Annotated in this window: 18 protein-coding genes; 6 read left to right on the top strand and 12 right to left on the bottom strand. The window is 55.5% G+C overall.

What is annotated here, in order from left to right:
- Positions 1–178: 178 nt before the first annotated feature.
- The 5 genes from AAA927_RS03240 (at position 179) to AAA927_RS03220 (ending at position 7884) form a co-directional block, all read left to right on the top strand.
- Positions 179–1129 carry a DHH family phosphoesterase gene (locus AAA927_RS03240; RefSeq protein ID WP_338215671.1) on the top strand — a complete coding sequence of 317 codons (951 nt, stop codon included), beginning with the start codon at positions 179–181 and terminating at the stop codon, positions 1127–1129.
- 332 nt (positions 1130–1461) lie between these two features.
- Positions 1462–2871 carry a C69 family dipeptidase gene (locus AAA927_RS03235; RefSeq protein ID WP_338215669.1) on the top strand — a complete coding sequence of 470 codons (1410 nt, stop codon included), beginning with the start codon at positions 1462–1464 and terminating at the stop codon, positions 2869–2871.
- Positions 2872–2996: 125 nt separating this feature from the next.
- Positions 2997–5360 carry a glycoside hydrolase family 3 C-terminal domain-containing protein gene (locus AAA927_RS03230; RefSeq protein WP_338215667.1) on the top strand — a complete coding sequence of 788 codons (2364 nt, stop codon included), beginning with the start codon at positions 2997–2999 and terminating at the stop codon, positions 5358–5360.
- The gene (locus tag AAA927_RS03225; protein WP_338215665.1) at positions 5357–6754 is read left to right on the top strand and encodes an MFS transporter; all 1398 of its coding nucleotides are present in this window, start codon (positions 5357–5359) and stop codon (positions 6752–6754) included. The genes AAA927_RS03230 and AAA927_RS03225 overlap by 4 nt, the downstream gene beginning before the upstream one ends.
- Positions 6755–6768: 14 nt before the next feature.
- Positions 6769–7884, top strand: a complete 1116-nt coding sequence (locus AAA927_RS03220; RefSeq protein ID WP_338215663.1) for an alpha-L-fucosidase — start codon at positions 6769–6771, stop codon at positions 7882–7884.
- Between the two features lie 63 nt (positions 7885–7947).
- Here the strand turns inward: AAA927_RS03220 and AAA927_RS03215 are convergent, their stop codons facing one another.
- From AAA927_RS03215 to AAA927_RS03190, 6 genes are all read right to left on the bottom strand, one after another.
- A complete protein-coding gene (locus AAA927_RS03215) occupies positions 7948–8439 on the bottom strand; it encodes a GNAT family N-acetyltransferase (RefSeq protein ID WP_338215661.1) in 492 nt (163 codons plus the stop codon).
- A gap of 84 nt (positions 8440–8523) precedes the next feature.
- A complete protein-coding gene (locus AAA927_RS03210) occupies positions 8524–9981 on the bottom strand; it encodes a 6-phospho-beta-glucosidase (protein WP_338215659.1) in 1458 nt (485 codons plus the stop codon).
- 391 nt (positions 9982–10372) lie between these two features.
- Complete coding sequence (locus tag AAA927_RS03205; protein WP_338215657.1) at positions 10373–11026, bottom strand: MIP/aquaporin family protein; 654 nt, start codon at positions 11024–11026, stop codon at positions 10373–10375.
- A 212-nt stretch (positions 11027–11238) separates the two neighbouring features.
- Positions 11239–11349 (bottom strand): putative metal homeostasis protein, encoded by a 111-nt coding sequence (locus AAA927_RS03200; RefSeq protein WP_204117788.1) that lies wholly within the window; start codon positions 11347–11349, stop codon positions 11239–11241.
- 13 nt (positions 11350–11362) lie between these two features.
- Positions 11363–11632, bottom strand: coding sequence for a 30S ribosomal protein S14 (gene rpsN / locus AAA927_RS03195; protein ID WP_125579221.1), 270 nt, complete (start codon positions 11630–11632; stop codon positions 11363–11365).
- A gap of 34 nt (positions 11633–11666) precedes the next feature.
- The gene (locus tag AAA927_RS03190) at positions 11667–12539 is read right to left on the bottom strand and encodes a metal ABC transporter solute-binding protein, Zn/Mn family (protein ID WP_338215653.1); all 873 of its coding nucleotides are present in this window, start codon (positions 12537–12539) and stop codon (positions 11667–11669) included.
- Positions 12540–12751: 212 nt separating this feature from the next.
- Between AAA927_RS03190 and AAA927_RS03185 the strand changes: the two genes are divergently transcribed.
- The gene (locus AAA927_RS03185) at positions 12752–13021 is read left to right on the top strand and encodes a hypothetical protein (RefSeq protein WP_338215651.1); all 270 of its coding nucleotides are present in this window, start codon (positions 12752–12754) and stop codon (positions 13019–13021) included.
- Positions 13022–13091: 70 nt separating this feature from the next.
- Here the strand turns inward: AAA927_RS03185 and AAA927_RS03180 are convergent, their stop codons facing one another.
- The 6 genes from AAA927_RS03180 to pepF form a co-directional block, all read right to left on the bottom strand.
- Complete coding sequence (locus tag AAA927_RS03180) at positions 13092–13991, bottom strand: sigma factor regulator N-terminal domain-containing protein (protein ID WP_338215650.1); 900 nt, start codon at positions 13989–13991, stop codon at positions 13092–13094.
- 1 nt (position 13992) lies between these two features.
- Positions 13993–14445 carry an RNA polymerase sigma factor gene (locus tag AAA927_RS03175; protein ID WP_338215649.1) on the bottom strand — a complete coding sequence of 151 codons (453 nt, stop codon included), beginning with the start codon at positions 14443–14445 and terminating at the stop codon, positions 13993–13995.
- A gap of 128 nt (positions 14446–14573) precedes the next feature.
- Positions 14574–16040 (bottom strand): glycoside hydrolase family 1 protein, encoded by a 1467-nt coding sequence (locus AAA927_RS03170; protein WP_338215647.1) that lies wholly within the window; start codon positions 16038–16040, stop codon positions 14574–14576.
- Positions 16024–17913 carry a beta-glucoside-specific PTS transporter subunit IIABC gene (locus AAA927_RS03165; RefSeq protein ID WP_338215644.1) on the bottom strand — a complete coding sequence of 630 codons (1890 nt, stop codon included), beginning with the start codon at positions 17911–17913 and terminating at the stop codon, positions 16024–16026. The genes AAA927_RS03170 and AAA927_RS03165 overlap by 17 nt, the downstream gene beginning before the upstream one ends.
- 87 nt (positions 17914–18000) lie before the next feature.
- Entirely contained in the window at positions 18001–18834 is an 834-nt protein-coding gene (locus AAA927_RS03160; RefSeq protein ID WP_338215642.1) for a PRD domain-containing protein, read from the bottom strand.
- Positions 18835–19072: 238 nt separating this feature from the next.
- Positions 19073–20875: an oligoendopeptidase F gene (gene pepF / locus AAA927_RS03155; protein ID WP_338215640.1), complete on the bottom strand. Its 1803-nt coding sequence runs from the start codon at positions 20873–20875 to the stop codon at positions 19073–19075.
- Between the last annotated feature and the right edge of the window lie 178 nt (positions 20876–21053).

Raw genomic sequence — 21053 nt, 5'->3', positions numbered from 1 at the left:
CCCTGTCTTGACACCTGATTGAGTTTCATTCTAGCACACTCCCAGGGCCGTCATGAAAAATCTGTTAAATCGGATTTGGCGCGCCTCAATACTTTATTCATCATCAGCGCAACGGACAGTGTTTTTTCGCCAGTGAATCTACTACACTAACAGACGTAGCACCCAAGGAGGAAAAATCATGCAAGCAACCATTCCCGCCATTCTTGCCGCCCTCGATGCGGCAAAAACCATTATTATTCACCGTCATGTGAACCCCGACCCCGACGCCATCGGCTCCCAAACCGGCTTAGCCGCAGCACTCAAAGCCGCCTATCCCGCCAAGCACATCTATGCCGTGGGTGAACCAGCCCCGCGCCTGGCCTGGATTGCCTCGCAGGACACCATTGACCCCGCCGAGTATCAACATGCAGTGGTCGTCGTCATCGACACCGCCAATGCCCCGCGAGTCGCCGGGGCCAACTGGCAAACTGGTCAGCAGGTCATCAAAATCGATCACCACCCTGACCGCGAGCCCTTCGGTGACCTTAGCTTCGTAAATACGGAGGCTTCCAGCAGCTCCGAAATCGTCGCTGATATGATTAAAGCCTCCGATCACCTCAAACTGGACCAAACCGTCGCTGCCCGCCTTTACGCCGGGATTATCGGCGATACGGGCCGCTTTTTGTACGACCTGACCAAAGCCCACACCCATGAAGTCGTCGCCGACCTGATGCGTACCGGCATCGACGCGCCGGCAATAGGCCGCGCCGAGGAAGAAATCTCCCCGCAAATCGCCAAGTTGCAGGCCTACGCGCTGGGCAACCTGCAAGTCTCTGCCAACGGCGCCGGCAGCCTAATCATCACCCAAAAAGTGATCGGTGAATTTGGCCTGGCCCAAGATGAGGCCCAAGCCGCCGTCAGCACCGTCGGCCAACTCACCACTGTCCGCAGCTGGGTGGTGTTCACCGAACGCCCAGACGGCCAGTTCCGCGTTGAATTGCGCGGTAAACAATGGCCCATCAACCCCATCGCCGTCGCTCACGGTGGCGGCGGCCATCCCCTCGCCAGCGGCGCCGTTGCCAAGAACTTGGACGAATGCAACCAAATCATCGAAGAACTCGACCAACTTAATGGGGAGCAATTGCACTAACCGTTACTGTTATTGAGCGGGTTGCGGTGGTGGTGGGCGGAGCTTGGCAGGGGGCTGGCCGTGAATCGATTAGCGGCTGGAAGACCGGCGCGCCTTTTGCGCTGGGCCTCCAGTCGCTAATCGCGGCAAAGTTGAAGACATCAACGAGCGCAGCGAAGGTGGCTTCGACTTTAGATCCGAGACCGGGTTATGGCTCAGGCCGGCCGCACAGCCAGCGCCCTCGCCAAGCGGAGTCCACCGCCGCTGCGACCCGCGGCCTCCTGCGCAACTTTCGCATTTCGCCGCCGAAACGCCTACAATAGAGAAGAAATTCCTTGAAAGAGATGATTGTTTTGACAAAACGCATTAAAGGTTCCTGTACCACCATTCTGGTCGGCAAAAAGGCCAGCATTGACGGCTCCACCATCATCGCCCGTAACGAAGACGGCGCTGAGGCCCTCAATCCGGAAAAATTCATCTATGTGAAGCCCGCAGACCAGCCCCGTCACTACCAGGCCGTGTTGAGCAGTTTCCACCTCGACTTGCCTGACGACCCCATGGGCTACACCTCCACCCCAGACGCCGTGGATGGCCACGGCATCTGGGCCGCTGCCGGTATCAACAGCGATAACGTCGCCATGACCGCCACTGAAACCATCACCACCAACTCCCGCATCTTAGGCGTTGACCCGATGGCAGAAGATGGCCTCGGCGAAGAAGACATCACCGCCATTACTCTGCCTTACATCCACTCTGCCCGCGAAGGCGTCGCACGCCTGGGCAAGCTGCTGGAAACATACGGCACCTATGAAACCAACGGCATTTGCTTCTCTGATCAGGACGAATGCTGGTACTTTGAAAGCATCGCCGGCCACCACTGGGCCGCGATTCGCATTCCTGATGACGCTTATGTGATTGCACCAAATCGCTTCAACATTGATCATTTTGACTTCGATTCCGATGACACCATGTCCGCCCCAGATTTGCAGACCCTCATCGAAAAGTACCATCTCAATCCTGACCAAAACGGCTACAACCTGCGCCACATTTTTGGCTCCAGCACCGTCAAGGACACCCGCTACAACAACCCGCGGGCGTGGTACGGGCAGAAGTACTTCAACCCTGAAATCGAGCAGGATCCGATTGACCAAGACCTGCCATTCATTTGCCACACCGACAAAAAGATTTCGATTGAAGACGTCAAGTTTGTCCTCAGTTCCCACTACGAAAACACGCCTTATGACGTATACGGCACCACCAATACCGAAGGCGAAAAGAAACTCTTCCGGCCGATCGGCATTAACCGCAATCAGGAACTGCACATTCTGCAGATTCGCAATGACGTGCCTAAGGCCATCGCTGGTATTCACTGGTTAGCCTTTGGCCCGAACACCTTCAATGCCGTCGTGCCATTTTATGCTAACGTCACCGATACCCCGGAGCAGTACAAGAATACCGGCGCGCATTACGATCCGCGCAGCCAGTACTGGCTGTCCTACCTGCTGGCAACCTTCGGCGATTACGACTTCCACTTGTTTGAAGACTTCGAAAACATCTTCGAGCAAAACACCGTTGGCGCATGCCGTCATCTCCAACTGGAAACCGATGCGGCTTACCAAAATGAAGCCGACATCCCTGCTTACCTGACCAAGGTCAATGCCCAGTTGGCAGACATCAACTTCAACAATTCCAATAAACTGCTCGGCCAAATGGTAGAACTGGCCGCACCACGGATGCAACTCCAATTCACGTTGCACGACTAAGCAGCGCTAACGTCACCAGCCCCAAGCTGATGGCGTTTTTTGATGCCCTTAGGCCGGCGCAAACTCGTGGCAACTTAAGGGAACACGTGTTATTCTACGAGTACAATCAGGAAAAGGGTGGTTCCATGACAATCAACATTGGTGCTGGTAGCAACCAGCGCAGTTTGACCGATCAAGACGCGATTGCGCTCACCTCGGGCCACGATTTTTGGACCACTGAAAATCGCGCCGGCATTCCCAGTATTCGCCTCAGCGATGGCCCCCATGGCTTGCGCTTTCAGGCCAAGGCCGGCGACCATCTCGGCCTGAATGAGGCGGCGGTGGCCACAGCCTTTCCCACGGCTAGTGCTAGTGCCAGCAGCTGGGATCCCAGTTTGCTCAAAGCCATGGGTCGCGCCATTGCGCAAGAGGCGCGCCACTACCAAGTGGATGTGGTGCTGGGACCTGGCGTCAATGTTAAGCGTAATCCGCTGGGCGGGCGCAACTTTGAGTATTTCGCCGAAGATCCACTGCTGGCGGGTCACCTCGCCGCGGCTTGGATCAATGGCCTACAAAGCGCTGGGGTCTCGGCCTCGCTGAAGCATTTTGCCGGTAACAGCCAGGAAACTGACCGTTTGCGCTCGAATTCGTTGATCGACCCGGTGGCGCTGCACGAGCTTTACCTCGAAGCCTTTCGCCTGGCGGTCACCTTGGCCCAGCCGGACACCGTGATGACCGCCTATAACCAAGTCAACGGCACCTACATGAGCGACCACCAGTACCTGCTCAATGACGTGCTCCGTGGCCAATGGGGCTTCAAGGGCCTGGTGGTCACTGACTGGGGCGGTTTGAATGATAAAGTGGCGGCGCTGAACGCTGGTACTGACTTGGAAATGCCAAGTTCTGGCCATTTATTCGACCGCCAAGCGGAAACTGCCCTTGCTAGCGGCCAATTGGAGCGCACCGCTTTGACTCGCGCTGTCAGCAACATTGCCCACTTGGCCGATCAATCGCGCCCAGCTGGCGGCAATCAGCAGGCTTTGCTCACTGAACATGCCGACCTCGCACAGGCGATTGCCGAGCAATCTGCCGTGCTGATGAAAAATGATGGCTTGCTACCTTTCGCCGCTGAGCAACCGCTCACCGTGATTGGCGCCTTGGCGGCGGACACGCGCATTCAAGGCGCCGGCTCGTCGCACATCACGACCCCAGAAACCACCTCCATTCTCGCCGGGCTCCAGGCCGCGGGCCGCGAAGTCACTTATGAAGCTGGCTATCGGCTGGATGGCCAGTCTGACGCTACCCTTCTAGAAGCGGCCACCACCGCTGCCAAACAACAGCAACCGGTGGTTTTGGTCGTGGGGTTACCGGACACGGCTGAAGCAGAAGGGCGCGACCGCCAGAGCCTCAGCCTGCCAGCTAACCAAGAGGCAGTCATTGCCGCCGTCACCGCTGCTAACCCCCGAGTGGCCGTCGTGCTAGTGGCCGGTTCGGTGGTGACGATGCCTTGGGCCGCGCAAACCGCGGCCATTCTCAATGTTTTTCTCAACGGTGAACGCGTCGGCGCGGCCACCGAGCGTTTGCTGTTCGGCGCCATCAGCCCTTCTGGTAAGCTGGCCGAAAGCTATCCCCTGCGCTACAGCGATGTGCCTGCCCAGCAGTTCGGCCAGCCCCTGGATGTGCCTTATCGCGAAAGTTTGTATGTGGGTTATCGTTATTATGACAAAGCGGCGCTGGCAGTGGCCTTCCCCTTCGGCTTTGGATTGAGCTACACGCACTTTCGCCTCGATAACGTCACCGTCCCTGAACGCACCGTTACTGTCGCCACCAAGCACATTCCTGTGCAAGTGACGCTCACCAATACCGGCAGCTGCCGCGGCGCCGAGGTCTTGCAAGTTTACACTGGCCAGCTGGATCAAGCCCAACTCACGCCACTGCGGGCCTTAGCCGCGTTTCAAAAAGTGTGGCTCGCGCCAGGTGAACAAGCCACAGTGACCCTGCAGGTACCGCGCCACGCCTTTGAACGCTGGCAGGAAGCCAAACAAGCCTTTCAGCTCGCAGGCGGCGCCTGGAGCCTCAGCGTGGGTACTTCCAGCCGCGACTTACAACCACCGGTGGCCATTACGGTAGCCGCCCCTGCCGCCAAAACCAGCGTACCAAGCTGGTATCAGCAGCCCCAGGGCAAGCCTAGCGCTGCTGATTTTACGGCGTTAAGCGGCCTGACGCCGCAGGCCCCGGTGGCGCGGCCTGGCATCTTCACCCGGCTGAGCACGCCGCGCACGCTGGCTCAATATTCACGCAGCATTAACGCACTGGCCAAAGTGATCATCGGCAACATGCAGCACAAAGAAGCCGCGGACCCGCACTCAGCCGCTGGCGAATTTTTAGCGACGATTGTTTGGGATACGCCACTAATCAGACTCGCTCAGCAAAGCGGCGGCAGCTTGAAGCTGTGGCAGGTTGACTGGTTAGTGCGCCGCGCCAATCATAGTAGGAGGCGACCATCATGACCGACAAGCAAACCACTTTTCCGGAAAAAGCGAGCTACTGGAGCTACTTCACTGGCCAAGGCATGGCGATGAGCTTTTTAACCGGCATGCTGACGACTTATCTCCTGCTCAGCGGCATTGCCGCGACGCAAATCGCTTTTGCGATGGTGGCGGTGAAGCTGTGGGATGCCTTCAGTGACACCTTATTCGGGATTATTTTTGACCGGGTGCATTTCAAAGGCGGGCAAAGTCTACCTTGGCTGCGGCTGGCGATGGTGTTGGTGCCACTACTGACGGTGGTGGTGTTTCACATTCCGCAAAGTTTGAACCCTGCTGGCAAACTGGTGTGGTTCGCGTTGAGCTATATTTTGTGGGACACGGCTTACACCATTAGCGATGTGCCGATTTATAACTTGGTCACGCTCATGACCACCGCCACCACAGAACGCAATGGCATCTTAGCGGTGGCGCGGATGGCAGCGATGGTGGGCACCTTTTTGACCAGCATGGGGGCCACCTTCATGGTTTCCGAGCAGGTGGGTTTCTCGTTTGGCACCACCGCGACCTTGCTGGCGGTGGTGATGTTGCTGCTGATGCTGCCGGTGAGCTTCGTTGCCAAAGAACGCGTTCCTAATCAAGACGCCACCACCAGTTACTCGCTGCGCCAAATGTGGCAGTACGTCAAAGCCAATAAGTATCTGCAACGCTATTATCTCTACTACATCATTGCCGGCATCACCGCGACCAATGCGGCAGTGGATTTATTCGTGTCGTATTACTTCTTTGGCAGTGCGTTGGTGTCCACGCTGACGCTGCTGGCGACCTCAGTTCCGATTGCGATTTTGTCGCCGCTGATGGGTGTGATTTTGAAACGGGTGGACAAGTTCCGCTTGTTTTTCTGGAGTGCCGTGGCCTTTGCCGCCACCGCCTTACTAGTTTATCTGGGCGGCACCAGTAGCCTACCGCGCTATCTCACGCTGGTGGCCATTCGTGCCATTCCGCAAGGCATCGTACTGACCCTGAACTTAACTTTCACCCCAGACATTGTGGAATACGGCCGCTTCACCACTGGCATCGATGCCCGCGGGATTGCTTTTGCCATCCAATCCTTTGCCGGCAAATTAATCTCCCTCGCTCAGCCCCTGGGCCTGTTTATTCTCGGCCTATTCGCTTGGGAGCCGCTGCAGGCCAACAGCTTCGCCGCGCTGCAGCACTTGGCCGTGCACCAAAGTAGCCAGGCGTTAAATGGCCTGTGGATCGTCGCCCAACTCGTGCCGGCCATTGGCGCCGGCATCGCGTTAATCCCGCTGTTGGGGTATCATCTTCACGACCGTGATGTGCAGCTGATGGCCGAAACCAATGCTGGCAAAATCAGCCGCGACACCGCCCAAAAGCAGCTCTCACGTCAGTTTTAAAGGAGGCGGCACCTATGCCAGTCAATATTCATCGCCAGCAGGCCCCGCAATGGTTTCAAGCGGCCGACTTTGGCATTTTCATCCATTGGGGGCTTTACAGTGTCCCGGCCTACGCACCAGCGCCAGTGACGGGTCCGGGCAAGCATCCAACCTTATATGAACAATTCAAACACCAGCCTTATGCCGAATGGTACGCCAACAGCATGCTCTTTCCGACTGGTCCCACCGGCCGCTACCATCAGGCCCATTATGGCGCGGCGCCTTATCGCGATTTCGCCGTGACTTTCAAAAAAGACGCCGTAAATGTGGACGTCGAGGCGTGGGCGGATCAATTCGCCCACGCCCATGCCAAGTATGTCGTGGTGGTGACCAAACATCATGATGGCTTCGTGATGTATGACACTGCCGTTCAAAACCCAAACCAGCCTGATTATCATCTCGATTTTGACTTTGTCGGGGCGTTGGCCAAGGCCGTACGGGCCCGTGGCATGCGGTTTGGGGTGTATTATTCCAGTTTGTTCTACTGGTCGTTCAAGCACGAACGCATTCAAAGCGCCGCCAGCTTTGCCCTTGGCAACCCCACCAGCCAGCAGTACCGCGATTACGTGTGGGCGCAGTGGCATGAGCTGATTGACCGCTACCACCCGGATATTTTGTGGAGCGATATCGGCTACCCCAATGACCCGCGCCTGCCGCAGTTGTTCAAAGACTATTACGCTGCTGTGCCAGAGGGCATGGTCGATGACCGCTGGGGCGATTACCCGAACTGGATGCGCCATAAAGTTTTGTACCCGCTGGTCAATCTTGGCGGCGCGCTCCAAGGCGTATTGGCCAAAAAAGGCCACGCCAGCGAGCCGCCGTATTACGACTACCGGACGCTTGAATACACCACCGACTGGCAAGACCAAGCGCCATATTACGAAATCACCCGCGGCATGGATCTATCCTTTGGCTACAACCAGGCGGCTCGGCCTAGCGACTTTCTGACTGCCAAGCAAATTCGCCGAATTGTGGCCGAAGCCCGGCCGCGCAATGGCCGCCTGCTGCTTAATGTCGGACCCAAAGCCGATGGCACGTTGCCGGCGCCGCAAGCACAGGTGCTGGCCGAACTAGCCACCAAACCACTATAAAACAACCAAAATGCCCCAACTTTCGCCGTGAAAGTTGAGGCATTTGTCTTGCCTGGCTGAAGGTCATTCAAGCGCCTTGAGGTACCAGGTATCACAGCCGTTATGTTCATCCCCTGCCAGCGGCTGCGCCAAGCGGGTAAAGCCTTGGGCCTGATAAAGCAAGTTGGCAATCGGCAGCTTGGTATCGGTCACGACATACATCTGTTGGTAGCCCGAAGCCCTAGCCGCAGCAATCGTGCACGCTAACAACTGCTTAGAGAGTCCTTGGCCGCGCGCGGCCGGCGTCAGATAGAGCTTTTGTAGCTCGCAGATCCCGGCTTCAGGTCCCACCGGTCCGAAACCGCAGCCACCCAGCACGAGGTCGTCATGATCAGCGGCAACGGCGACGAAATATCCCGCGTGTGGCATGCTTGCGTAATATTCGGCCAATGCGCCAATTTGCGGATCATAATAGGCGGTGCCCGGCTGCGCCAAATCGGCCTCCTCCAAGCAAGCTTGCAAAATAGCTTTCATCTGGGCATCATCTTTAGGCTGAATGGGACGAATCACCGGCATCGCCAGGCCTCCTTGTTGAATTGAATGTTCCCAGTCTACCACAGCCATCAAAAAAGCGCCGGGGCTAACCGACGCTTGTCATCACTATTCAGGATCAATATCGGCCAAGTTTTCGCCATTGGACTGGATAACCTGCTGATACCAGTAGAACGAGTCCTTCCGGCTGCGCGCCAAGGTGCCTTCGCCGGCGTCATTTTTATCGACATAGATAAAGCCATAACGCTTGTCCATCTGACCGGTACCGGCAGAAACCAAATCGATGCAGCCCCAAGGCATGTAGCCCAGCAAGTTGACGCCGTCTTCTTCGACTGCAGCTTCCATTTCCTTGATGTGGGCGCGCAGGTAAGCGACACGATACGGATCGTGAATCTTGCCATCGGCTTCCACATGGTCAATGGCACCAAGGCCATTTTCCACAATCATCAGCGGCTTGTCATAGCGTTCCGCCAACCAGTTCAAACTCCAGCGCAGGCCCAGGGGATCGATGGTCCAGCCCCATTCGGTCTTCTTCAAATAAGGGTTCTCGACGCCTTCTTTGTCGCCCACAAAATCGTAATACTGGTTGTCAGCTTGGCGTGCCACTGTGTTGGAGGCGTAGTAGGAGAAGCCAATGTAATCCACCGTGCCAGCGGCTAGCGCGGCCCGGTCTTCAGCGGTAATATCAGCCCGATAGCCAGTCCGCTTGAAGTAGGCTTCCATGTAATCTGGATAGTGACCGCGGACATGCACATCACTCCAGAATGAGCGCTTCTGCATCGCCTTTTCGGCCATGAACAAGTCTTCTGGCTTGCAGGTGGCTGGGAATTGCGGCGTGAAGTTGATCATGCAGCCGATTTGGTTGTTCGGGTCAATTTCGTGACCGGCTTTCACCGCTAGCGCACTGGCGACCAATTCGTAGTGCGAAGCCTGGTACATCGCCCGCGCCCGGTCATCATCCGTGGCCCCTGCTGGGAAAATCAAGCCGGAGTTGGTGGCCATGGAAAATTCACGGTTGTAATCGCACTGGTTGTCGATTTCGTTGAAGGTCATCCAGTACTTCACACTGCCTTTGTAGCGCTTGAAGCACACTGTCGCGAAACGGACGAAGAAATCGATCAGCCGCCGGTCGCGCCAACCGCCATAAGCTTTTACCAGATGCCAAGGCATTTCAAAGTGCGACAAGGTAATGACCGGCTCGATGCCATACTTATGACATTCAGCAAACACATCGTCATAAAAAGCGAGGCCCGCTTCATTGGGTTCCGTTTCATCGCCATTTGGGAAAATCCGGGTCCAGGCAATCGAAGTCCGGAACGCCTTGAAGCCCATTTCGGCCATCAACTTGATGTCTTCTTTGTAGTGGTGATAAAAATCAATCGCCTCGTGGTTAGGATAGTTCTTCCCCGGTATCACGCCATCAGTAATCTGGCGTTCAACGCCATTGGCCCCAGCGGTCATCACATCGGCAATGGACATCCCCTTGCCGCCTTCTTGCCAGCCACCTTCGAGTTGATGCGCCGCTACCGCGCCGCCCCACAGAAAACCATCAGGTAATTTCGTCATAAAGACACCTTTCCTTTCCCATTCGTCACATAGACCAATCTCTGTTTCGTGATTACCTTAACGTAATTCACTACCTCGGTAAACCGCTTTCTCGTTACTTTTCCGGAACGTGTTATTTTCGAGGCTGCGGAGCATGGGCGCCCTTAGCCAGATGGATAGCCTAGCTGTGAGCATTACCGCCGCTTTTTGGCGGTGAGGCTCGCAGCGTAGCTACCCACTCTGGCGTTGCCCATGCGCAGCGCGACTATCTAGGATGCCGAGTCGGTCAGCTAGGCTGACTGCTCGGGCGTTGGCCCTTCGCAACGCAATTAGGCTGCGGAAGGCGGTGTATTTTTCATCGCATCAAAAAAGCTCGAGCCTTCGCCCGAGCTGATTGCTTTGCAGTTTAATGCTAGTCTTCTGTTGCCATCAAGAACCGGGAGCAGAACGCCGCTAAAATCGCGCCGACTTCTGGGGCCACAATATACAGCCACAGGTGACTCAAGGCGCTGCCGCCAGCAAAAATAGCTGGGCCAATGGAACGCGCTGGGTTCAAGGAAGCACCGGTCAAGTTGACGCTGAAGATGATCAGCAGCATCAAGGTCACCCCGATGGCCAAGCCAGCAAAATCGCCATTGCCATGATCATCGGAGGTGACGTTCAAAATCACGACCAAAAACAGGAAGGTGGCCAAGGCTTCAACGAAAAATGCCGCGCCAACTGACAGATTTGGAAAGTCGGTTTGGGCCATTTGGGTGGCTGGCAGGTTCAAAGCGCCAACGATGACCCGCACGGCACCGCTAGCAGCAATGGCGCCAACGATTTGGGACACGATGTAAACGAGACCTTCACCAATGCCGGTACGGCCGTTAATCATAAACGCGGTGGTGACCGCTGGGTTGAAGTGACCGCCAGTGATGCCACCAAAGGCATAGGCCGAAATCGTAATCGCTAACCCAAAACCAATGGCAATGGTCAAGGCGTCGCCCTTAGCGAACAACACCGCACCACTACCTAAAAAAACCAACAGGAATGTGCCCATAAATTCTGCACAGATTGCTTTCATGTCTTTTCCTCCGTTATGCACTTGCTGATTTTCGCCTCACACAGACGAGCAAGTAGATGATTGCGCCAATCTAGTATAGCATAGCAATGCCGCGAAACCGGCATTACGCAGCTGATAAATTGTTATCGATTTAATTTTGCGTGTACAATCTGGGTATTTTGGGGCCAAAAAAGCCGGCCTCGCGCGAAGGCGAGACTGGCTGGTCAAACTGCTTATTTGCCCTGTTTCTTCAGAGTTTTGATGGTCCGCAAGGCGCGCTTGCGGGTCTTGATATTGGGACTTTGCATTTGGCGCCGCGCGGTGGCGGCATCGGTTTTAGCCATGAGCGGCTCCTTTCTACCAGCTCGCCTTGCGCACGCCAGGAATCTGGCCTTTGTGCGCAAGCTGCCGGAAGTTCAAACGAGACAAGCCGAACTTGCGCATGTAAGCATGCGGACGGCCGTCCAGTTCATCACGATGGTGTAGGCGTACAGCGCTAGAGTTGCGAGGCAACTTAGCTAAGCCGGCATAATCGCCTTGCGCCTTGAGTTCCTTGCGGCGAGCAGCATACTTGGCAACCAATTGGGCCTGCCGCTTCGCCTTTTCAATTTTTGCTTTTTTTGCCATAAAGTTGACCTCCTCAGTCATGTTTGTTTGACGTTTAACGCGCCTGAATCTTTTGTATTTGTTTGTATTGAGCCATCATCCAACTACGGTAAGTTTGGCCTTTAGGCATGGTTTCGGTGACTTTGACAATCGGCACCCCAGCCGCCTTGGCCTTGGCCACCATATTGGTCACGATTTTGCTGTCGACTTGCGTATTTTGCACGAAAAAGGCGACTTGCTTAGCCTCAAGGGCGCGCTCTAGCTTACGCACATCCTGGGGGCTAGGGTCGCTGCTGTCCTCAATCGCGCGGGCAAAATGCCCGTTCATGATGCGATAGCCCAGCGCCGTTAGGGTATTATCAAAAACCGGTTCCGACACCGCGACGGTTTGGTTTTTGGCGCTGGCCTTGAGCTTCGCTTCAAGGGCGAACATGGGCTGCAGCGATTTGATGTAGCGCTGCGCATTTTTGCGATACGCAGCTTGATGCGCCGGATCGACCTCACCATAAGTTTGCGCCAAGGCGTTGGCCATTTTGACCATCATCTTAGGTTTATACCAGATGTGCTCGTTTTCACCGGCCTTCACCCCGACGACTTTCGCCGCCGAAACGGTTTTGACCGGATCGTCATCGGCTGCGGTTAGCCGGCTCATCCAGCTATCATACCCGGCGCCGTTGACCACCACCACATTCGCATCCGCCACGGTTTTCGCGGCTTCAGTGGTGGGCTCATAGTCATGCGGGTCCACCGCCGGGTCGTTGATAATCGCCGTCACGTGGCCGTAATTACCGGCCACGGCCTTGGCGACTTCGCCGTAAAAATTCACGCTGGCGACCACGGTCAGCTGCTTGTGTGCGCTAGGTTTGGGTGAACAGGCGGTCAAGCCCAAAAGCATGATCAGGCCCAAGAGCCAAAAGTGGCGTTTCATAAACAGTCTTCCCCCTGCTGATTAAATGAAAATCGTAACCAATACGATTAGCATCTATCGATAATACCGACTTCAGAGGCGGCTGTCAACACTTACTTCAAGTACGTGATTTCACGTTTGAACCCGGCCTGAACCACTTCGCTTGGATGAAAGCGTTTTCTGACTGTGATATAATTTTCCTACTACCACCAGGGGAATGGGAGGAAACTAAGATGAAAAAGACTTGGCGTTGGGTGCTTGCTTTTGTCATCGTATTACTCATCGGCGGTGGCTTGGGTTTTGCGGGGGCTAGGTTCACGCAACAGCCGACTCCGCCGACTTCTGAAGGCTACACCATTGTCGTCGGCCCGACGCGCCACAAGACAGTCGAATACGCTGATCGCTCAGGCGGTACTTACAGCTTCAGCAATCCCAAGGGTGAGCTTTGCGTGATTATTCACCGGAAAAACACCTACGCTTTGTATAAGCTAACCACCAATTAAAGCACGCAAACAGCCCAGATCCGGCGCAGCAGCTTGCTTCGCCAGGTCTGGACTGTTTTTCTGTTGGTCTTTATTTGACCGGTTTGATATACGGTACGCGCGCCACAGTGACCCCAACGCTGGTGCCGGCCACATTAGCGGCATTAGCCACCTTCGCCAACTGCTCGGTCGTGCCAGTGAGAATCACGCCACGAAACTGCAGTGTTTTGGCGGAGGCCTTGAGGGTGTGCGTCATTGCGCTGGTGCGTGGGGCCTGCCCCCAATAGCGGGTCAAAGCCTGGCGCCAGGCTTTCAGTTGACTGTTCGGCGTGGTGTTATACCGCAGATCCATGCCAATCGGGTTTTCAGCGATGTTCGTGTCATCCCCAGCCCCGCTGCGATTAGTATCATTGAACAGGTAACCCCAGGTCAAATTCACCTCTTTTGGCAGCCACTGCTTCAGCTCCGCATAGGACATGGGATGTTTGAAGGTCACTGCAATTTCACCGACGTGATCCGGCAATTGTTCCAGCGTCTGGGCCTCATTCGGCAAGTCCTGGGTGGTGCGATAAAATCGTGCCACTTTTTGCAACGTACTATTTTGAAACTGCTGCTTAGCGGTGTTTTGATCCAGGCGGTTAGACACCGTCTGAACGAAGCTTTCGTCCATTTGATGCCGATAGAAACTGTAATGGGACGTATACGTTCCCCATGGCACAACGTAACCATCGATTTCTTTGTATTCCTTGGTAACCACATTCCCACCTAAGCTGGAATTGTTATCCAACATTTCGCTGGCGACACTCACATTAGGCTCGGCGACATTGTGATAATCCGCCAGTTCCTGATACAAGGCGCTGGTTTGGCGGCTGCTCAACTGATTAAACGCCCCATACCCTAGTGGCGCCAGCACCAGCAGCACAATCACGGCGATCAGCACCATCATCAGGCGCTGGCGCCATTTGGCTTTGCGTAAGGCTTGATCTAACATCTTATGATTCCTCCCATTGACCGCGCAACTGCTTCCGCGCGCGGGCTAACATCGTTTTGACACTGGCCGGTTTGATGGCTAGCAGGTCCCCGATTTCTTCATATGAAAAGCCGTAGTAATACTTCAGCGCCACGAGCTCCTGCTGGTTGGCCGGTAGCGGCGCAATCAACGTCGCAAAGCTTTGCGGCGTCAGCGTACTGGCTTCCGGCAACTGCTGCGTCAAGGTTTCGCGGCGGTGTTTGCGCAGCTCATCGAGGCAGGCGTTCAGGGCAATCCGGTAAAACCAGCCATCAAAATTGCGGACCGACAAGTTGGGCAGCAGGATAATGATTTTTTCATAAGCCGTGGCCACGGCATCCTCGGCGTCGGCCCGTTGAATGCCCCGCGCTTGCAGGCGCTGCACCACTTGTTGGCCTAACGCCAGCAAGTGGGCATCAAAGTCTGACTTTACCATCTCACCCCTCCTTCCCTTAATAAGACGTTTGAGCCAGCCTTAAAGTATACAGGTAATTTTTGAGGAGCAAAACAAAAACCAGCGCCACCGCCAAATTGGCGATCACGCTGGTGCCTATCATTATCGGCTTAATCCACTGCCGCCTTCTGGTGGGCCAGTTCGGCCAGGGCTGAAGCGCCATTCGTGGCAATCACATCTGAGTACCACGCAGCCGAGGCTTTCGGTGTCCGCGCCAAGCTGCCGTGGCCGCTGTCATCGCGGTCGACATAAATCAGCCCATAGCGTTTAGCCATTTCTCCGGTGCCGGCGGAAATCAGATCCAGCGCTGTCCACATGGTGTACCCCATCAAGTCAACGCCATCTTCGACGATGGCATCGTGCATGGCTTTGACGTGCACCCGTAGATATTCAATCCGATACGGGTCATCGACGACGCCATTTTTGAGTTCATCGACCGCGCCGAGACCATTTTCCACGACCAACAATGGCACTTGGTAGCGCTGATACAGGCGGTTCAGCGTCACCCGCAAGCCAATTGGGTCAATTTGCCAGCCCCAGGCCGAAGTTTCCAGATACGGATTCTTCTGGCCGGCGAGTAGGTTAGCCTGACTTTCTTCGCCAGCTTCTGCGGCCAAACATGAGCTGGAATAGTAGGAAAACGAGTAGAAGTCCACCTTTCCCGCCAGCAAGGTTGCCTCATCATCTGGGGCCAGATCCAAGGCAACGCCCATTTTAGCCAGCTTGGCTTTGGCGAAACTTGGGTACGCGCCGCGGACTTGGACATCCCCGCAGAAGTGATTGAACCAATCCGTGCGCTGCTGAGTCGCCAGCACATCTTCCGGCTTGGGCGTCAGCGGATAAGACAGGCCATTAGCAATCATACAGCCAATTTGGTTAGCTGGATCAATGCGATGCCCGGCAATCACAGCTTTAGCCGAAGCCAAGAACACATGATGCAGCGCCTGGTACTGCTCGGTTTCATCGCCGGTGCCAAAGAAGTAATCCGCCTGGGCGGCCGAGCGTAAGCCCAGACCAATCAACCGGCCAGCGCTGAGGGTGCCGAAGTTGATTTCATTGAAGGTTAGCCAGTGCGCCACCAAGCCGCGGTAGCGGGTGAAGCAAGTCTCGGCGTAGCGCACGAACAGGTCAATCACCCGCCGGTCCGCGAAGCCGTTATAAGCCGTCACCAGATGGTATGGCATTTCGAAGTGGCTCAGGGTTACCAGCGGCGTGATGTTGTTTTCCCGGCATAAGGTGAACACCTGGTCGTAAAACGCGAGGCCTTCCTCATTAGGCTCGTCATCATCGCCGTTAGGAAAAATGCGGCTCCAGGCAATCGACAGGCGCAGACATTTCAAGCCAATTTGGCCAAACAGGGCGATGTCTTCTTCGAAGCGGTGGTAGAAATCCACGCCGGTGTGCGAAGGAAAATACTCATCTAGGTTCAAATCCTCCACGAAGCGGCGTGGCTTGGTGCGGCTACCGGCGGTTAAATGATCCGCCACGCTTGGCCCCTTGCCACCTTCGTTCCAGGCCCCTTCACATTGGTTGGCAGCCAAGGCGGCGCCCCAGAGAAAATCAGTTGGAAACGGCATGGACAGCCCCTCCCATCGCTTCTTGGGTATCGGCAACGACGGTCAACAGCGGCGTGCCTGCTTCGATTTGGGCATCTGGCGTTAGTTCCGCAATCACATCAAGGTAGTCATTGGTATTGGTCACCACCATCGGGCTCACCATGGAGTACCCGGCGGCGCGAATCGCGTCAATATCAATCGTGGCCAGCAAGTCGCCAGCTTTGACATGTTGCTGCGGCGCCACTTTCACGTCAAAATGGTCTCCGCCTAATTGCACCGTGTCCATGCCCAGGTGCAGCAGCACTTCGGCGCCAGTGTCGGTAATGAGCCCGATTGCATGTTTCGTCGGGAACACCGTCATCACGGTCGCGTCAGCCGGTGCCACCACATTGCCATCGCTTGGATCAATCGCAATCCCCGCGCCCAGCGCGCCGTCGGCAAAAGCGCCATCTGGCACATCGCGCAGCGGCATCAGCTGCCCATTCATCGGGCTGGCCAATACGGTATCGCGTTCCAACGTTGGTGTCCCAGGAATACCTTGATCCTCAATGGCATTCACCACTGGATCATCTTGATACATGACATAGGCCGCAATAAAGGTTGGAATCATCGCGACCGCTAAGCAAATTCCGGCATACATCAGATCACGGCTTGGATTTTCAACACTCAGCAGGCTCGGTAAGGCGAACAAGCCCATGCCGCCCATGCGGTAAGCCATCATGCCCAAAGCCCCACTCACTGCGCCGGCCAAGCCGCCACCGATACAAGACAGCACAAACATTTTCACCCGCGGCAAGGTCACCCCATAAATTGCCGGTTCCGTCACGCCGAAAATCCCAGAAATCCAGGCCGGTAAAGCAATGCCTTTGAGCTTTTTATCATGCGTCTTCAGCCAAATCGCTACAACGACCGCGGTTTGTGCGAAAGACACCCAGGTAATCGCAGCCATAATGGCAGTGGGTTGCCCCGCGGCCAGTGGAATCATGGCCATCACCACAATCATCATGTGAACGCCGAACATCACCAGCAGTTGCCAGGTGGCGCCGAGCACCAGCCCAGCCAAAATCGGGCTGAAGTTGGTCAGGGCTTCGACGCCTTGCATGATCACCATAGACACCGCGTTGGCGGCTGGGCCAATCAGCATGAAGCCGATCGGCACGATCACCAGCAGGGTTAGCATTGGGACCAGGAACGTTTTAACCACATCTGGAATGACTTGGTTCAACCAGCGTTCAAGCGGTGCCGCTAACGCCACCATCAAAATCACCGGCAAAATGGTGGAGCTGTAGCTGGCATTGAAGTTCATGCCCCAGAAGTTCAGATCCACGCCGTTGATGGTGGGATGCACCAACGCGGCCCCAATGATCAGGCCCAAAAACGGCGTCATGTTGAATTTCTTGGCGGCGTTAAAGCCAATGATGATTGGGAAGAAGTAGAAACAGGCATCCCCAATCGCATTAAGGAGAATATAAGCGCCGGCTTTGTCCGACACGGCGCCGGTCACCATCAAAATCACGGCCAAGCCTTTGATCATCCCGCCGGCACACATCACGGCTAAAGCTGGCATCATGATGCCAGAAATCAAATCAATCACCCGATCGCCGAATTTCATTTTCTTCGGCGCCGTGCTGGTGTCGCCAGTGTCGATGCCGCCGACGCGCACCACTTCAGCGTAGACATCCGGCACATGGTTGCCAATCACGACCTGGTACTGACCAGCTGATTGCAGCACGGTCACCACGCCGTCCATGGCTTTGAGGGCTTCGGTATCCGCCTTACCCTCATCTTTGAGTTGAAACCGCAGCCGAGTGACGCAGTGCGTCAGGCCCAGAATATTTTCCCGGCCCCCGACTTTGGCAATAATATCGGTTGCTAACTGTTCATATTTTGTCATGATAGTTCCTCCTGAAAGAATTGTTCTTTCCGAAGGTTTGGCCAACTTAATGTCACCATCCAACGATCTGACTGGCTGCGAGGCAGCCTACTGCGCTTTGCGGTACACCAGCCGTTCGATATGCAAGGTTAAATACCCGCACTCGGCTGGCGTCACCGTAAAGCCATAACGCACATTTAAAAAGTGACTGATTTTCTGGGCGCAGCTCGCCGGCGTTTGGTACCGCTGGTTGATCAGCGCCAGCAATTCCTCATCGACGGTGGCCATCGCCTCATTGCGATAAAGCCGCTGCGCGAAGAATTTGAGATGGGTAATGAACCGGCCATAATCCGGCGTGGTTGGATCCGGTTCGAAGTGAAAATGGTGGCGGACAATGCTCAGAATTTCTTGCATCAGCCGCGTCACCACTGCCGCATCAGAGCCGGTACTGTCGGTGGCAGCGTTCACCAGATGAAACGCGATAAACCCGGCCTCATCGGCGGGCAAGGTCACATTCAGCTTAGCGTGCACCAAGGCCAAGGCGCCTTCTGCGACCGCGAACTCCCGAGGATAAAAGCGCTGGGTGTCCCACAGCATCACATTCGGCAAGACCTCTCCGGCTTGCGTGCGTTGCACCGCGGTATACAGGTGATCGGCCAAGGTCAAGGCGACGCCGGAATGAAGACTCAGTCCCGCCTGCTTCGCCTGAGCCAAGATCTGGCCTGTCAGTTGCAAATAGACATACGGAATTTCCGCCAACAATTGCGCGTAAGCCACCGTGCTTTTGGTTTGTAAGGTGAAGGTCTGCGCAATCGCGGCCACATCGAGCTCATCGCCGGGGCGCTTGCCGAATGCCAAGCCGCGGCCAGAGACAATTTGATCTTGGCCATTGCCGGTGCGGACAATGGCCACATTGTTGTTCAGGACTTTGTGGATTTTCATGCGGCGCCCCCTTGCTGAGATGAACTGGCCTTGCGCGCCAAGGTCAGTTGGAGAAAACGGTTCCATGGAATAATTTAAGCGTAGCAAAGTAACCCTAGCCGGCGCAAGCAAAAACAGTAGCTTAGGTTAATTATTTTTATAATGTATAGCTGATATAAATTAATTTTTCCCCGAGCAAAAACGCCACCAGTCAACAAATATGACTGATGGCGTTGACTTTAGCTTTCAGTTTGACCGGTTAAGCATTCAACAGTTTCGCCAGTTGATCCAAGCGGTCGTTCACATGCGCAAACGCTGCATCCAAATAATCCGGCTTGGTGACATCGATGCCGGCCCGCTGCAGCAAGTTGACTGGCGTATCAGAATTGCCGGCCTTCAAAAACGCCTTGTACGCTGCCACGGCAGGTTCGCCTTCTGTCAAGATGCGCTTGGCAAAGGTCGTCGCAATCGCCTTGGAAGTGGCGTACTGGTACATGTAGTAATTGTAGAAGAAATGTGGGATCCGCGCCCACTGTGCCTTTGGCCAAGGCGTTGGGGTAACACTGGAACCGTAGTACGCTGCTTCCAGCTCATCCCACTTCGCCGTTAACGCTTCGGCGGTCAAGGGCTGACCGCTGGCTTCGGTTTGATACATGAACAGCTCAAACTCGGCAAACCGGGCCTGAGTGTAGAAGGTGCCTAAGAAGTTCTCGACTTCATCGCTTAACAGATAAATCTGCTTGGCCCGGTCGTCTTTGCTGGTCTTCAGCAGATAAGCATTCAGCAGACTTTCATTCGTGGTTGAAGCCACTTCCGCAGTAAAAATCGGGTACTGCGAATCCCAATATGGCTGATTAGCATTTGCGTAAACACTTTGCATCGCATGCCCGGATTCATGGGCCAAGGTGCTCATGGCATCATAGTTATCGGCCCAGTTCAGCAGAATGTAGGGATGGACACCATACGCCGCATCCTCAAAGCCGCCTGAAGTCTTGCCTTTGGTTTCCAGCACATCGACCCAGCGATGAGCAAACTCGTCCTCCAAGTGTGCCTGATAATCGCTGCCCAGTGGCGCCAGCGCCGCCAAAGTTGTGGCGGTAGCTTCGTCGTACGTTGGGGCAAATGGCGTTTTGCCGCCAGTCAGCGGCAACGACAAGTCATACGGATGCATCACATCTAAGCCCAGCGTTTGTTTGCGCAGAGCATAGTAGCGATGCGCCAGATCCAAGTGCGCATGAGTTTCGGTGAGCAGCGTGTCATACACCGCTTCCGGGATCTGATTTTGACTCAGATCCATCGCCCGGGCTGATGAATAATGACGAATCTGCGCCAAGGTGTTTTGGGCATGGACATGGGCCTGCAAGCTCTGGGCAAAGGTGAAGCGGTGGTCGTAATACGCGGTATCGAATTGTTCGGCCGCTTGCTTACGCACAGGCCGGGCGCCATTTTCGGCAATGACGCGGCGCAAGCCCTTGGTCATCGGCTGCGTTTGACCGTCATATTCAATGGTGCCAAAGCTCAAATCGGCATCATCCAGCGTGGACTGAATTGACTCTGGCGCATCGATGGTGGTGCCCAGCGCCGCTAGCACCCGTTCTTCGCCTGGGGCTAACACATGGCCGACCTGCGTGCGAATCGCCGCCAAGGCATGGCGGTACTGTTTCAGCGTGGGTTCAGCCGCCTCAAATTCAGCCAGCCGCGATTCCGGCAAGGCCACAATCGCCGGTTCCAGCCAGGCCACGGCTTGCGCAAAGGCCGTCGTGGCTTGCTCAGCGGTTGCCTCCAGCTGCTGAGCCTGAGGATCGGTGGTGTCTTGCGCCACCGCCAGCATGCTGTACATGCCGATGCGATCCAGCGCCTCACTGGCTTCATAATAGCTGGCCAGCGTCTTGGCAAATTGCTGGGCATCAGCAGTAAAAGTTTGCTCCTGCTTGGCCAGCGCCTTCGTCTTGGCCTGCGCTGCGGTCACCGCTGCGGTGAACGCCGCCTCGTCAGCAAATAATGCGGTCAAATCCCAGGTCAGGGCCACCGGCGCCTCACTGCGTTTGATTTGTTCTGTCATTCTTATTACTCCTCTCGCCCATTTGGCAAAACTCTGTGTGTTCACTGTAGCATTGAAGCCGCTGGGAAGGAAGCCCTCGGCGGCGGGAGGTGGCCAAGATTGCCAGTCATCACTGCAGTTGGTCATTCAACCAAAAATCAATGAGCGCTTAGCGTATAATAAGACCATTCAAGCTGGA

The organism is Lacticaseibacillus salsurivasis (genome assembly GCF_036246225.1).
Lineage (GTDB): Bacteria > Bacillota > Bacilli > Lactobacillales > Lactobacillaceae > Lacticaseibacillus > Lacticaseibacillus salsurivasis.
The sequence above is the reverse complement of the archived record's forward strand: the minus strand, read 5'-3'. Positions and strand labels throughout refer to the sequence as shown.